This window comes from Streptomyces sp. G7(2002) (assembly GCF_028870195.1).
Classification (GTDB): Bacteria; Actinomycetota; Actinomycetes; order Streptomycetales; family Streptomycetaceae; genus Streptomyces; species Streptomyces nigrescens.
The window spans coordinates 6,976,515-6,991,119 of the sequence record NZ_CP102609.1 but is presented as its reverse complement, the minus strand read 5'-3'; the positions used below and the strand labels follow the sequence as shown (position 1 = coordinate 6,991,119).

Annotated in this window: 9 protein-coding genes; all 9 read right to left on the bottom strand. The window is 69.3% G+C overall.

Features of this window, described 5'->3' with window-relative positions:
- Nucleotides 1-314: 314 nt before the first annotated feature.
- The 9 genes from NUT86_RS29825 to NUT86_RS29785 all read right to left on the bottom strand — a co-directional run bounded on the left by NUT86_RS29825 (nt 315) and on the right by NUT86_RS29785 (nt 14,605).
- Nucleotides 315-785, bottom strand: a complete 471-nt coding sequence (locus tag NUT86_RS29825) for a Dps family protein (protein ID WP_159485874.1) — start codon at nt 783-785, stop codon at nt 315-317.
- Between the two features lie 195 nt (nt 786-980).
- Complete coding sequence (locus NUT86_RS29820) at nt 981-1,364, bottom strand: helix-turn-helix domain-containing protein (RefSeq protein ID WP_018092941.1); 384 nt, start codon at nt 1,362-1,364, stop codon at nt 981-983.
- A 94-nt stretch (nt 1,365-1,458) separates the two neighbouring features.
- A complete protein-coding gene (locus NUT86_RS29815) occupies nt 1,459-1,995 on the bottom strand; it encodes a CinA family protein (RefSeq protein WP_109892877.1) in 537 nt (178 codons plus the stop codon).
- The gene (pgsA, locus tag NUT86_RS29810; RefSeq protein ID WP_018092943.1) at nt 1,992-2,642 is read right to left on the bottom strand and encodes a CDP-diacylglycerol--glycerol-3-phosphate 3-phosphatidyltransferase; all 651 of its coding nucleotides are present in this window, start codon (nt 2,640-2,642) and stop codon (nt 1,992-1,994) included. The genes NUT86_RS29815 and pgsA overlap by 4 nt, the downstream gene beginning before the upstream one ends.
- The gene (rimO, locus tag NUT86_RS29805; RefSeq protein ID WP_018092944.1) at nt 2,639-4,147 is read right to left on the bottom strand and encodes a 30S ribosomal protein S12 methylthiotransferase RimO; all 1,509 of its coding nucleotides are present in this window, start codon (nt 4,145-4,147) and stop codon (nt 2,639-2,641) included. Before rimO ends, pgsA begins: the two co-directional genes overlap by 4 nt.
- A 103-nt stretch (nt 4,148-4,250) precedes the next feature.
- The gene (locus tag NUT86_RS29800; RefSeq protein WP_018092945.1) at nt 4,251-5,063 is read right to left on the bottom strand and encodes a helix-turn-helix domain-containing protein; all 813 of its coding nucleotides are present in this window, start codon (nt 5,061-5,063) and stop codon (nt 4,251-4,253) included.
- Between the two features lie 224 nt (nt 5,064-5,287).
- On the bottom strand, nt 5,288-8,062 hold the full coding sequence (locus NUT86_RS29795; RefSeq protein ID WP_174876323.1) for a DNA translocase FtsK: 2,775 nt from the start codon (nt 8,060-8,062) through the stop codon (nt 5,288-5,290).
- 93 nt (nt 8,063-8,155) lie between these two features.
- Nucleotides 8,156-8,815: a response regulator gene (locus NUT86_RS29790; RefSeq protein ID WP_018092947.1), complete on the bottom strand. Its 660-nt coding sequence runs from the start codon at nt 8,813-8,815 to the stop codon at nt 8,156-8,158.
- Nucleotides 8,816-9,070: 255 nt separating this feature from the next.
- Complete coding sequence (locus NUT86_RS29785; protein WP_262040347.1) at nt 9,071-14,605, bottom strand: HAMP domain-containing protein; 5,535 nt, start codon at nt 14,603-14,605, stop codon at nt 9,071-9,073.

Below are 14,605 nucleotides of genomic sequence, written 5' to 3'. Positions count from 1 at the left end.
CCCCCGCCGACTGCGGCCAGACCACCAGCCGGACCGCGGCCCACCACCACAGCCCCCCGACCACGACTCCGGATATCCAGCGCCCGGGCACGGTGCGCGGACGCCGTCCGGCCGGTCCGCGGGCCGCGAAGTCACGCCCCCTCATGGCTGCCTCCTCCGGCCGACGCTAGACGGATCCCGCCGCCCGGCGGGAGAGCGCACCGGGGCATTTCCGGCGCGCAGCCGGCCGCGCAAGCCCCGGAACGGGACCTCGACGCCGCCGCCCCCGGAAGGCACACTCGCGATCCCGGAGCCTCAGCGCCCTGCGCCGTCCGTCACTGGGCCTCGGCCTGGAACATCCAGCGGTGCTTCTCCAGGTCGGCGGTCAGACCGATGAGGATGTCCTGGCTGACCGGGTCCGGGTCCGCGGTGGCGGTGATCCGCTCGCGCATCCGGCCGATGACCGCGCCCAGCGCGTCCACCATCGCCCGCACCACGTCACCGTCCTTGATCCAGCCGTCCTTGACCTCGCCGATGCCGCTGGTCTCGGCGACGGTCACCGCCCGCCCGTCCGGGGACACCCCGATCGCCGCCGCCCGCTCGGCCACCGTGTCGGCGTGCTGCCGCCCGCTGGCGACCACCTCGTCGAGCTGGAGATGGACGGAGCGGAAGCGCGGACCGATGACGTTCCAGTGCACCTGCTTCGCGACGAGGGAGAGATCCACCAGGTCGACGAGCGCTCCCTGCAGGGCGTTCCCGACGATGCCGAGGTCCTCGTCGGAGAGTGTGCTCTTGACGACAGACATCCAGATACTCCTGTTCGGGCGATTTATCCGATTTAGTCATCGTACAAATGAATCGCCCGTTCCGAGCTGCCCGGACGGTCCGGCCGGGCGCCCGCCGGGGCCCCGGCCCGCCGCACACACCCGCCCCCGCGCGGGCAGCACGAAGCCCCGGCAGGCTTTCGCCTACCAGGGCTTCGATGCGTACGAACAGGGGTGTCAGGCCGCGACGACATCCACGACGTCTGCCGGGGACTTGATGGTCACGCGGTCCTCCGGCACACCGGCCAGGGACGTGACGGACACCGAATTGAGCTTCGGCCGCACCGGTGCGGGCACCGGATCGCTCGCGGCCGCGGACGCTGCCAGCTCGGCGAGCGCCAGCTCATCGCTGACCTCCCGCATGAGCTCGGACATGCGCACGTCCAGCGCGTCACAGATCGACGAGAGCAGTTCGGAGGAAGCCTCCTTCTGCCCCCTCTCGACCTCGGACAAATAGCCGAGCGATACCCGGGCGGAGGAAGAGACCTCGCGCAGGGTTCGGCCCTGGCGCTGACGCTGTCGGCGCAGCACGTCACCCAGCAGGCGACGAAGCAGAATCATCGCTGGCTCCCTCCTCGGACCTCGGATCCGGATCCTTCTCGCCCCACCGTACCGCCTCGGGCGGTACCAGTGCCGGGCGCAAGTACGTGTTCACTCAGGGCTGCAAACATCCATTCCCCCCGTGTTGTTCCGTATCCTGTGCCCGCGTATTTTCTGTCAGTTCGCTCAACAACAGTGCGAGCACGGCGCGAATGGTGTCCTGGCGGATCCGGTCGCGATCACCCGCCAGCGACAGCCGGCGCACCGCTCCGGCACCGTCCGGTCCCTGGACCGCCACGAAAACGGTGCCCACCGGATGCCCGTCCTGAGGATCGGGGCCGGCCACCCCCGTGGTGGCGAGGCCCCAGTCGGCACCCAGCACCCGCCGCACACCGCTCGCCATCTGCCGGGCGACCTCGCCGTCCACGGCCCCCCGCGCGGCCAGCAGGGCGCCGTCCACGCCCAGCACCTCCCGCTTGACCTCGGTCGCATACGCCGTGACCGAGCCCCGGACCACCCGTGAGGCCCCCGGGACCGCGGTCAGCGCGCCCGCCACCAGTCCACCGGTCAGCGATTCCGCCACGGCCAGGCTCTGGCCCCGCCCGGCGAGCATCTCCAGCACCCCGGCGGCGGCAGAACCCGGCCCGCTCACCCGGCCGCGCCCCGCTCGGCGCGCTCGGCCCGCTCCCGGGCCAGCCCGGCCCGGCGCAGCACCACGGCCTGCCGGACGTAGTCGAGTCCGGTGATGACGGTCAGCGCCACCGCCACCGCCATCACCCACCAGCGGAAGGTGGCCAGCGGGCCGGTCAGCACCAGGACGTACATACCGACCGCGGTGCCCTGCGCCAATGTCTTGATTTTGCCGCCACGACTGGCCGGAATGACTCCATGCTTGATCACCCAGAACCGCATCAGCGTGATGCCGAGCTCCCGGAAGAGGATCACTCCGGTCACCCACCAGGGCAGATCACCCAGCACCGACAGACAGACCAGCGCGGCACCCATGATCGCCTTGTCCGCGATCGGGTCGGCGATCTTGCCGAAGTCGGTGACCAGGTTGTAGGCGCGCGCCAGATGCCCGTCGAAAATGTCGGTGATCATGGCGACGGCGAACGCGGCCCAGGCGAAGACACGCCAGACCGGATCCGTTCCGCCGTCGTGCATCAGCAGCACCACGAAGGCCGGGACCAGCACCAGCCGCAGCATCGTCAGGACGTTGGCGATGTTCCACAGCCCGGCCTGCCGGACGACCGGCGCCGTGCGCGGGCCACCAGCTGCGGATGCCGGGACTCCGGTCATCTGCCCGCCTCCTCGGTACACCCCGTGCCCTCCACCGACAGCACCTCCGCGACGAGGTCCACGCCCTCGCTCGCGACCACCTTTGCTTCGACCATACGACCGGGCGCCAGCTCCTGGTCCGTCGACAGCAGGGTGACGCCATCGGTCTCCGGTGCCTGGTGCGCGGCCCGCCCGACGACACCGTCCTCGTCGTCGGTCCGGTCCACCAGCACCCGCAGCGTCTCGCCGATCCGCTCCTCGGCGCGCTGCGCGGTCAGCTCCTCGGCCAGCCGGGACACCCGCGCCAGCCGCTCGGCGACCACGTCCGGGTCGACCTTGTCCTCGTACGAGGCGGCCTCGGTGCCGTCCTCGTCGGAGTAGCCGAAGACGCCGATGGCATCGAGCCGGGCCTCGGTGATGAAGCGCTCCAGCTCCGCCAGGTCGCTCTCGCTCTCCCCGGGGAAGCCGACGATGAAGTTCGAGCGGGCACCGGCCTGCGGCGCCTTGGTACGGATCGTCTCCAGCAGCTCCAGGAAGCTGTCCGTGCCGCCGAAGCGCCGCATGGAGCGCAGCACACCGGGCGCCGAGTGCTGGAAGGACAGATCGAAGTAGGGCGCCACCTTGTCGGTACCGGTCAGCACGTCGATCAGGCCGGGCCGCATCTCCGCGGGCTGCAGATAGCTGACCCGGATCCGCTCGATGCCGTCGACGGCCGCCAGCTCGGGCAGCAGCGTCTCCAGCAGCCGGATGTCGCCGAGGTCCTTGCCGTAGGAGGTGTTGTTCTCGGAGACCAGCATGATCTCCTTCACGCCCTCCCCGGCCAGCCAGCGCGTCTCCCCGAGCACATCGGAGGGCCGGCGGGAGATGAAGGAGCCGCGGAAGGACGGGATGGCGCAGAACGAGCAGCGCCGGTCGCAGCCGGAGGCCAGCTTCACCGAGGCCACCGGGCTGCTGCCGAGACGTCGGCGCAGCGGGGCCCGCGGCCCGGAGGCCGGTGCGACGCCCTCCGGCAGATCCTCGGGCGGGTCCGCCTGCGGAGTCGGCTCACCGGAATCGGTCTGGGCGTGGCCGGGCAGCGCGACCGCGGCGTCCTGGCGCTCGGCGGGGCTGATCGGCAGCAGCTTGCGGCGGTCGCGCGGGGTGTGCGAGGCGTGGATGCCACCGCTCAGGATGGTCTGCAGGCGGCCGGAGATATCGCCGTAGTCGTCGAAGCCGAGCACCCCGTCCGCCTCGGGCAGCGCCTCGGCGAGCTCCTTGCCGTAGCGCTCGGCCATGCAGCCGACGGCCACTACGGCCTGGGTTCTGCCGTGATCCTTCAGATCGTTGGCTTCCAGCAGGGCATCGACGGAGTCCTTCTTGGCGGCCTCGACGAAACCACAGGTGTTGACGACGGCGACATCGGCATCGGCGGCTTCCTCGACGAGCTCCCAGCCGTCCGCTGCCAGGCGGCCTGCGAGCTCCTCCGAGTCCACCTCGTTACGGGCGCAGCCAAGAGTGACAAGGGCGACGGTACGGCGTTCGGGCATAGGCCTCAGCCTACTTTGTCCCGGCCACCCCCTTGGCGCGCAGGTCTCCGCCGCCGGACCCGGGCCCCCGGGCCGGGCGGCGGACGCCCCCGGGGAAGGGCACTCAGCCCGCCTGGGGGTCCCCAGGCGTGTAGCTGAGCCGCTCGACGGTGCCCTTCTCGCCGACCCGCTTGACCTCCTTGCCGTTGACGTACAGCTGCACGGCTCCGGCGTTACCGAGGACCAGGTCGATCCGCTTCTTGTCGGTGATGGTCTTGGACTCGCCCTGCTTGAGCAGTCCGTCCTCCAGGAGCTTGCCGTTGGCGTCCTTGGCGGAGATCCAGCTCTGGCCGTCGCGAGCGGTCACCTTGATCGTGACCTTGTCCTTCGGCAGCCCGGCAACGGCGCTGTCGGACGGCTCGGGGTCGGGCTTGATGGGCGGCTTGATGGTGGAGGGATGGCGAGTGGGCGCCGGCGCCGGCTTGGCATGGGCGTCGCCGGCCGCGATCGGGCCGCCGTCGCTCTTGTCGCCGCCCGTGAAGAGCGTGAAGCCCGCGAAACCGACCACGGCGACGATCGCCGCCACCATCGCCGCGGTCCAATTGGGGCGGCGCGGCTCGGAGCGGATCCGTTCGGCTTCGAAGAGGGGCGCGGCGGGGGTTGGCGCGGGCCGGCCGCCGTGCTCGGCGTCGAACTGGTCGATCAGGGGTCGGGAATCGAGGGAGACGGCGCGGGCGAGCGCCCGGATGTGCCCCCGGGCGTAGACGTCGCCGCCACAGCGGGAGAAGTCGTCCTGCTCGATCGCGTGCACGAGGGGAATGCGCACCCGTGTCGTCGTACTGACCTCTTCGACGGTCAGTCCCGCTCCGATACGGGCCTTCTGGAGGGCAGCACCGACGGAAGGCCGGTCTGCTTCGGGGGAGTTGCCGATGGACACGGAGGCGCCTTTCGAGCGTGTAGCCACCTGCTGGAAGTTCAGTCTAGGGGTGGGGCGAAAGGGTCGGGCAAGCGGGAGAGCGGACTTTGTACGCCATCGGAACGCCGTCGGCGGTGCCCTGGGGCTCGATGGTGAAGCATCGTTCCCTCATCTCCCTCAACTTGACGTATCGGCAGGAGAAACGGTTGCCTTCTTCTTTCCTGCGGGTGACCCGGATGTCTGTGCTACTCCGTAGCCTCCCCCCGGATCACCGCCAGCACTCCGTCCAGTTCGTCAGGCTTCACAAGAACGTCACGAGCCTTCGACCCCTCGCTCGGCCCGACGATGTTCCGCGACTCCATCAGGTCCATCAGCCGCCCGGCCTTGGCGAACCCCACCCGCAGCTTGCGCTGGAGCATGGACGTCGAACCGAACTGGGTGGAAACCACCAGCTCAGCGGCCTGGCACAGCAGATCGAGGTCATCGCCGATGTCCTCGTCGATCTCCTTTTTCTTGGCCGTGCCGACGGTGACGTCATCGCGGAAGACGGGCGCCATCTGGTCCTTGCAGTGCTGGACGACCGCCCCGACCTCCGCCTCGGTCACGAACGCGCCCTGCATACGCACCGGCTTGTTGGCGCCCATCGGCAGGAACAGGCCGTCGCCCTTGCCGATCAGCTTCTCGGCGCCCGGCTGGTCGAGGATGACCCGGCTGTCGGCGAGCGACGAGGTGGCGAACGCGAGCCGGGAGGGCACATTGGCCTTGATCAGACCGGTGACCACATCGACGGACGGGCGCTGGGTGGCGAGCACCAGGTGGATGCCCGCCGCACGGGCGAGCTGGGTGATGCGGACGATCGAGTCCTCCACATCGCGCGGCGCGACCATCATCAGGTCCGCCAGCTCGTCGACGATGACCAGCAGATACGGGTACGGCGCCAGCTCGCGCTCGCTGCCCTCCGGTGAGCTGACCTTGCCGCTGCGCACCGCTTCGTTGAAGTCGTCGATGTGCCGGAAGCCGTAGGCCGCGAGATCGTCGTAGCGCAGGTCCATCTCGCGCACCACCCACTGCAGCGCCTCGGCGGCCCGCTTGGGGTTGGTGATGATCGGCGTGATCAGATGCGGGATGCCCTCGTACGCGGTCAGCTCGACGCGCTTGGGGTCGACCAGCACCATCCGGACGTCCTCCGGCGTGGCCCGCATCATGACCGAGGTGATCAGACAGTTGATGCAGGAGGACTTGCCGGAGCCGGTGGCGCCGGCCACCAGGATGTGCGGCATCTTCGTCATGTTGGCCATGACGTAGCCGCCCTCGACGTCCTTGCCGAGCGCCACCAGCATCGGATGATCATCGTCCGCGGCGTCGGCCAGCCGCAGCACATCGCCGAGGTTGACCATCTCGCGGTCGGTATTGGGGATCTCGATGCCGACCGCGGACTTCCCGGGGATCGGGCTGATGATGCGGACGTCGGGGCTGGCGACCGCGTAGGCGATGTTCTTGGCCAGCGCGGTGATCTTCTCGACCTTGACGGCCGGGCCGAGCTCGACCTCGTAGCGGGTGACCGTCGGGCCCCGGGTGAAGCCGGTGACCGCGGCATCGACCTTGAACTCCTGGAAGACCGTGGTCAGCGAGGTCACTATGGCGTCGTTCGCGGCACTGCGGGTCTTGCCGGGCCCGCCCCGCGAGAGCAGGTCCAGCGAGGGCAGCGAGTAGGTGATGTCACCGGACAGCTGGAGCTGCTCGGCGCGGGCCGGCAGCTCGCCCGAGCGCTCGGGCGGGGCCTTGGTGAAGTCCGGAACGGCGGGAGTGTGCTCGGCCGCGGGCGGCTCCGGCTCCGCGTCGCGGGCCGGCGGCACCGTGCCGCTCTCCCCCGCGGTGTCCTCGCCGTCGTGGCCCCGGCGGTCCCCGGAGATGCTGCTGCTGAGGCCGGCGACGAGCGGTGAGGGCTGGACACCGTGCAGCACCGCGCCGTCCAGGGCGGCGGCGGCCGCGGCGGCGACATCCACCGCGTCCATCGGCCGGTCCGGGGCGGGCTGTGCGGAGGCCCGTCGCGGCCGGCGCCGCTTGGCCAGGGCCGCTTCCTCTATCGCGTCCGGATCGTTCGCGGCCGGTGCGGCGGCCGCGCTGCGGCGCGGCCTGCGGACGGGCTGCTCACGCCACTCCTCCGCATACTCCTCGACCTCGTCGTAGTCCGCCTCGTCCGCCACCGGGTGCACCACGCCCAGCTTGATGCCGAGCGCCCGCAGCCGCTGCGGGATGGCGTTCACCGGCGTCGCGGTGACCACCAGCAGCCCGAAGAGGGTCAGCAGCGCCAGCAGCGCCACCGCCAGGGTCTGTCCGACGGTGAAGATCAGCGGCTTGGACGCGACCCACCCGAGATAGCCGCCAGCGTCCTGTATGGCGGCCAGGCCGTCGTCCCGGCCCGGAGAGCCGCAGGCCATCGCGACCTGTCCGAGGACTCCGACGACCAGCGCGGAGAGCCCGATGACGATCCGGCCGTTGGCCTCCGGCTTCTCGGGGTGCCGGATGAGGCGTACGGCGATGCCGCCCAGCAGTATCGGTACGACCAGATCGAGCCGGCCGAACGCGCCGGTCACCAGCAGCTCGACGAGGTCACCGACCGGGCCGCTGAGGTTGGACCAGGTACCGGCCGCGATCACCAGCGCCAGCCCGAGCAACAGCAGCGCCAGACCGTCCTTGCGGTGCGCCGGATCGAGGTTCTTCGCGCCACGGCCCATACCGCGGAACACCGCCCCGATGCCGTGCGCGAGCCCCAGCCAGCAGGCGCGGGCGAGGCGGTAGACACCACCGGTGGGTGACGGCGCCGGTTTGGGAGCGGCCTTCTTGGCGGGTGCCCTCTTGGCCGGTGCCTTCTTCGCGGCCGCGGCCTTCTTGGCCGGTGGCTTCGCGGGCGCTTTCTTCGCGGCGGTCTTCTTGGCGGCGCCCGCGGTCCGTCCGGCGCGCTGCTTCGAGGGGCCCGCCGTGCTCTGGGTTCCCTTGCCGGACGTACGTGAGGCCATGGCGACGAGATTACAGGCGAAAGCAGGCATGACACGAGCGCACGGCGCTTCACCCGAACGTGTCGCGCGCCCGTCTCATGAAGGGGTGTCAGTTCACCCCGCAGCGCTTCCCGACCCCGGCTCCAGGGCGTCCAGCGCCCTGCGCAGTCCGGTCAGTTTGCGCTCCAGATGCGCCGCGGTGGCGACCGCCGCCGCATCCGCCGTCTCGTCCAGCTGCTTGGACAGCGCCTCGGCCTGCTCCTCGACCGCGGCCAGCCGCGCGGAGAGCTCAGCGAGCAGCCCCGCGGACTCCCGCGCCTCGTCGGCGCTCGGCCGCCCGCCCTCCAGCTGCAGCCTCAGCAGGGAGGCCTGCTCCCGCAGTTGGCAGTTCTTCATGTACAGCTCGACGAACACCGAGACCTTGGCGCGCAGCACCCACGGGTCGAACGGCTTGGAGATGTAGTCCACCGCGCCGGCCGCGTATCCACGGAAGGTGTGATGCGGGCCGTGGTTGATGGCCGTGAGGAAGATGATCGGGATGTCGCGGGTCCGCTCGCGCCGCTTGATGTGCGCGGCCGTCTCGAAACCGTCCATCCCCGGCATCTGCACATCGAGCAGAATCACCGCGAAGTCGTCCGTGAGCAGTGCTTTGAGCGCTTCCTCCCCGGACGATGCCCGCACCAGTGTCTGATCGAGCGCAGAGAGGATCGCCTCCAGCGCCAGCAGATTCTCCGGCCGGTCATCGACCAGGAGGATCTTGGCCTTCTGCACCATGGCCCGTCCTCCTCGCCCCGGCATGGAACCGGACGCCGCCCCAGGGGACGACTCCGTCACGCCGCCCGTCCTTGTGCCGGTCATGGTAGCTGCACCCCGCCTGTCGCCACACCCTGTCACCGCGATGTCACTGTGCACGTAGCAGAAACGCAGACAGAGACCAGAAGGTTCCCCGTATCCCACGCTTCCACACGTCCGCGGCAACACTGAGTCAGCACGCGATGATCCCCTTTCGCCTCCATACTGGACGCTCCGTCACTCCGCGCGCATCCATTGCTCCATGACCGACAACAGATGATCGGTATCCACCGGCTTGGTCACGTAGTCGGAGGCTCCGGAGTCGATGCTCTTCTCCCGGTCGCCCTTCATCGCCTTCGCGGTCAGCGCGATGATGGGCAGTCCGGCGAACTGCGGCATCCGACGGATCGCCGCCGTGGTCGCATAACCGTCCATCTCCGGCATCATGATGTCCATCAGGACCAGGACGATGTCGTCGTGCTGCTCCAGCACCTCGATGCCCTCGCGCCCGTTCTCCGCGTACAGCACCGACAGCCCGTGCTGCTCCAGGACACTGGTGAGCGCGAAGACATTGCGGATGTCGTCATCGACGATCAGCACCTTCTCACCGTGGAATCCGCCCTCGAAGGCCGGGTCCACCAGATCCTGGCCGTTGCCGATCCAGGGCTCCTCAGCGGGCTGCTGCGGGACCGGCTGCGGCGTCTGCTGCGGCGGCGCCTGCGGGACCTGCTGCGGCGCCTGCTGGGGCGCTGCGGACGGCTGCCGCCCGGAGAGCTCGAAGCGCCGCGGGGTCCCCGAAATCGCCCGGCGCCGACGCCGGCTGAGACTGCCTCCGACGCCCTGCTCGTGGTCCGGCTGCTCCTCGGCCTCCTGCTGCCCGACCTCCGACTCGCGCGCCTCCGCGTCCATCGCGATCCCGCCGGCCACCAGCTGCGGGTAGCCCTGCGGCGGCAGCCCGCCCGGGTTGTGCGGCAGGTAGAGCGTGAACGTGGAGCCGCGGTTGGGCTCGCTCGCGGCATGGATCTCGCCGCCCAGCAGCCGGGCGATCTCCCGGCTGATGGACAGGCCCAGGCCCGTACCGCCGTACTTGCGGCTGGTCGTGCCGTCCGCCTGCTTGAACGCCTCGAAGATGACTCGCATCTTGCTGGACGCGATACCGATACCGGTGTCGGTCACCGAGAAGGCGATCATGTCCGCGTCCGGGTCGCGAAGCGAACCGTGCTCCAGCAGCTGCTCCCTGATGGCCACCGGCACATCCGCACCGGCCGGCCGGATCACCAGCTCGACGGCGCCGCTGTCGGTGAACTTCACCGCGTTGGACAGCAGATTGCGCAGCACCTGCAGCAGCCGCTGCTCGTCGGTGTGCAGTGTCGCCGGCAGCTCCGGGGAGACCCGTACGGAGAAGTCGAGTCCCTTCTCCGCGGTCAGCGGCCGGAACGTCGCCTCCACGTAGTCGACGAGCTGGACCAGCGCGATCCGCGTCGGGCTGACGTCCATCTTGCCGGCCTCGACCTTGGACAGGTCCAGGATGTCGTTGATCAGCTGGAGCAGGTCGGAACCGGCGCCATGGATGGTTTCGGCGAATTCGACCTGCTTCGGGGAGAGATTCCCCTCGGCATTATCGGCCAGCAATTTGGCCAGAATCAGCAGGGAGTTGAGCGGCGTACGCAGCTCGTGCGACATGTTCGCCAGGAACTCCGACTTGTAGCGCATCGAGACCGCGAGCTGCTCGGCACGCTCCTCCAGGACCTGCCGCGCCTCCTCGATCTCGGTGTTCTTCACCTCGATGTCGCGGTTCTGCGCCCGCAGCTGCTCGGCCTTCTCCTCCAGCTCCGAGTTGGACAGCTCCAGCGCCTTCTGCCGGCTCTCCAGCTCGCCCGAGCGCTCCTTGAGCTGCTCGGTCAGCTCCTGCGACTGCTTGAGCAGCACCTCGGTCTTGGTGTTCACCGAGATGGTGTTGACGCTGGTCGCGATCATCTCGGCGATCTGGCTGAGGAAGTCCTTCTGGATCTGGGTGAACGGCTGGAAGGACGCCAGCTCGATCACCCCGAGCACCTTGTCCTCGAACAGCACCGGCAGCACGATCACATTCGCCGGCGGCGCCTCACCCAGCCCGGAGGCGATCTTGAGATAGCCGGACGGGACGTTCTCCACCAGGATCGTGCGCCCCTCCTCCGCGGCCGTGCCGATCAGCGTCTCGCCCGGCCGGAAGGTCGTCGGCATCCCGCCCATGGCGTAGCCGTACGAGCCCATCAGCCGCAGCTCGTACGCGCCGGCCTCGCCGCCGTCCGCGCCGATCTCCTGGCTGTCGGGCTGCGCCGCGAGGAAGAACGCGCCGTGCTGGGCGGAGACCGCGGGCGAGAGCTCGCTCATGATGAGCGTGGCGACGTCCTTGAGGTCGCGCCGGCCCTGCATCAGACCGGAGATCCGGGCCAGGTTGCCCTTGAGCCAGTCCTGTTCCTCGTTGGCGAGGGTGGTCTCCCGGAGCGTGGAGATCATGGTGTTGACGTTGTCCTGGAGCTCCAGGATCTCGCCGGCCGCGTCCACATCGATACGGACGTTGTGATCGCCGAGGGTGACCGCCGCGGCGACCGCGGCGATGGCCCGCACCTGACGGGTCAGGTTGCCCGCCATCTCGTTCACCGACTCGGTCAGGTCCCGCCAGGTGCCGGCCACGCCCCGCACCTGCGCCTGACCGCCCAGCTGGCCTTCCGTACCCACCTCGCGGGCCACCCTGGTGACCTGTTCGGCGAAGGACGAGAGCTGGTCGACCATCGTGTTGATGGTGGTCTTCAGCGCGAGGATCTCGCCCCGCGCATCGATGTCGATCTTCTTGGTCAGATCGCCCTTGGCGATGGCGGTGGTGACCATGGCGATGTTGCGGACCTGGCCGGTCAGGTTGTTGGCCATCGAGTTCACGGACTCGGTGAGGTCCTTCCACGTACCGGCGACGCCGGGGACGCGGGCCTGACCGCCCAGGATGCCGTCGGTGCCCACCTCACGGGCCACTCGCGTGACCTCGTCGGCGAACGACGACAGCGTCGTGACCATCGTGTTGACCGTGTCGGCGAGCTGCGCGACCTCGCCGCGCGCCTCGACCGTGACCTTCTTCGTCAGGTCTCCGTTGGCGACCGCCGCCGAGACCTGGGAGATGTTGCGCACCTGGATGGTCAGGTTGTTGGCCATCAGGTTCACGTTGTCGCTGAGGTCCAGCCAGATACCGGTGGCACCCGGCACCCGCGCCTGACCGCCCAACTGGCCCTCGGTTCCCACCTCACGGGCCACCCGGGTCACCTGCTCGGCGAAGGACGACAGCTGGTCCACCATCGTGTTGACGGTCGTGACCAGTTCGAGGATCTCGCCCTTGGCGTCGACGGTGATCTTCTTGGACAGATCACCGCGGGCCACCGCGGTCGTCACCTCGGCGATGTTGCGCACCTGCGAGGTCAGGTTGTTCGCCATGAAGTTGACGGACTGGGTGAGGTCCTTCCACGTACCGCTGACGCCCTGCACCTCGGCCTGGCCGCCCAGGATGCCCTCGGTGCCCACCTCGCGGGCGACTCTGGTGACCTGCTCCGCGAACGAGGAGAGCTGGTCGACCATGGTGTTCAGGGTGTTCTTCAGCTCCAGGATCTCGCCCCGGGCGTCCACGTCGATCTTCTGCGACAGGTCACCGCGGGCGACCGCCGTGGCGACCTGCGCGATGTTGCGGACCTGAGCCGTGAGGTTGCCGGCCATGCCGTTCACGGAGTCGGTCAGATCGCGCCAGACACCCGCGACGCCCGGCACCTGCGCCTGGCCGCCCAGCCTGCCGTCCGTACCGACCTCCCGGGCGACCCGGGTGACCTGCTCGGCGAAGGCGGAGAGCTGGTCCACCATCGTGTTGATGGTGTTCTTCAGCTCCAGGATCTCGCCGCGCGCGTCCACGTCGATCTTCTGGGACAGGTCACCACGGGCGACCGCCGTCGTCACCTGGGCGATCTGCCGCACCTGTGAAGTCAGGTTCCCCGCCATGAAGTTGACGGAGTCGGTCAGTTCCTTCCAGGTGCCGCTGACGCCGTCCACCCGGGCCTGACCGCCCAGCCGGCCCTCCGTGCCCACGTCCCTGGCCATCCGTGTGACCTGGTCGGCGAACGAGGACAGCTGGTCCACCATGGTGTTCACGGTGTTCTTCAGCTGCAGCATCTCGCCGGAGACATCGACGGTGACCTTCTGCGAGAGGTCACCGTTGGCGACCGCCGTCGTCACCTGGGCGATGTTGCGCACCTGCCCGGTCAGGTTGCGGAAGGCGGTGTTCACGGAGTCCGTGAGGTCCTTCCACGTCCCCGCGGCACCGGGCACCGCCGCCTGGCCGCCCAGCTCACCCTCGACACCGATCTCCCGCGCAACGCGCGTCACTTCGGCGCCGAACGAGGAGAGCTGACCCACCATCGTGTTGACGGTGTTCTTCAACTCCAGCATTTCACCGGCGACATCGACGGTGACGGTCTGCGAGAGGTCACCGTTGGCGACCGCCGTCGTCACCTGCGCGATGTCCCGCACCTGCGCCGTCAGGTTGCGGAAGGCGGTGTTCACCGAATCGGTGAGGTCCTTCCACGTACCGGCCGCGCCCGGCACCTGCGCCTGACCGCCGAGCTGGCCCTCGGCGCCGACCTCGTTCGCCACCCGCGTCACTTCGTCCGCGAAGGTCCGCAGCGTCTCGGTCATGGTGTTGATCGTGTCGGCCAGCTGCGCGACCTCGCCGCGTGCACTGACCGTGACCTTCTGCGACAGATCGCCGTTCGCGACGGCGGTGGTGACCTGAGCGATCCCGCGCACCTGCGCGGTGAGGTTGCCGGCCATGAGATTGACCGAATCCGTCAGGTCCTTCCACACCCCGGCGACACCGGGGACCTGTGCCTGACCACCGAGTTCGCCCTCCGTACCGACCTCGCGGGCGACGCGCGTCACCTCGGAGGCGAACGAGGAGAGCTGGTCGACCATCGTGTTGACGGTGTTCTTCAGCTCCAGCATCTCGCCGGAGACATGGACGGTCACCTTGCGCGACAGATCACCCTTGGCCACCGCCGTGGTGACGAGAGCAATGTCACGGACCTGGGCCGTCAGCCGGGACGCCATGGTGTTGACGGATTCCGTGAGGTCCTTCCACGAACCCGACATTCCGCGCACCCGCGCCTGGCCGCCGAGCTTGCCCTCCGTACCGACCTCACTGGCCACTCTCGTGACCTCGTCGGTGAATGCGGAGAGCTGATCCACCAGCCCGTTGACCGTCCGGCCGACCTTCAGGAATTCACCCCTCAGAGGGTGCTCCGAAGAGCTGTCCGAACTGCGCGAGCGCAGATCCATCCGCTGTTCCAGGTCGCCCTCGGACACCGCCGACAGCACCCGTCCCACCTCGGAGACCGGCCGTACGAGGTCGTCGACCAGCGCATTCGAGGCGTCGATCGCCGCGGCCCAGGAGCCCTCGGCGGCGCCGACCTCCAGCCGTTCCGTGAGCTTTCCCTCACGGCCGACGACCCGGCGCACCCGCGTCAGCTCGCCCGTGAGATGCAGATTGCGGTCCGCGACCTCGTTGAAGACCGCCGCGATTTCCGACATGACGCCGTCGCCGGAAACCGTGAGCCGTTTGCGGAAGTTCCCGTCCCGCATCGCGACCAACGCGACCAACAGCCGATTCAGCGCAGCCGTATCCACCTCGGTCGTCCCGTTGTTCCGGGATCGTCCGCCTTTCGCGCGTGTGCTTGCGCCCCGCGCCGCTGCGCCAGACTCCAC

Coding starts and splice junctions, on each gene's coding strand:
- pgsA (WP_018092943.1), bottom strand. CDS start 2,642: ATGACCGGAGTCCCGGCATCCGCAGCTGGTGGCCCGCGCACGGCGCCG.
- NUT86_RS29790 (WP_018092947.1), bottom strand. CDS start 8,815: ATGGTGCAGAAGGCCAAGATCCTCCTGGTCGATGACCGGCCGGAGAAT.
- NUT86_RS29825 (WP_159485874.1), bottom strand. CDS start 785: ATGTCTGTCGTCAAGAGCACACTCTCCGACGAGGACCTCGGCATCGTC.
- rimO (WP_018092944.1), bottom strand. CDS start 4,147: ATGCCCGAACGCCGTACCGTCGCCCTTGTCACTCTTGGCTGCGCCCGT.
- NUT86_RS29795 (WP_174876323.1), bottom strand. CDS start 8,062: ATGGCCTCACGTACGTCCGGCAAGGGAACCCAGAGCACGGCGGGCCCC.
- NUT86_RS29820 (WP_018092941.1), bottom strand. CDS start 1,364: ATGATTCTGCTTCGTCGCCTGCTGGGTGACGTGCTGCGCCGACAGCGT.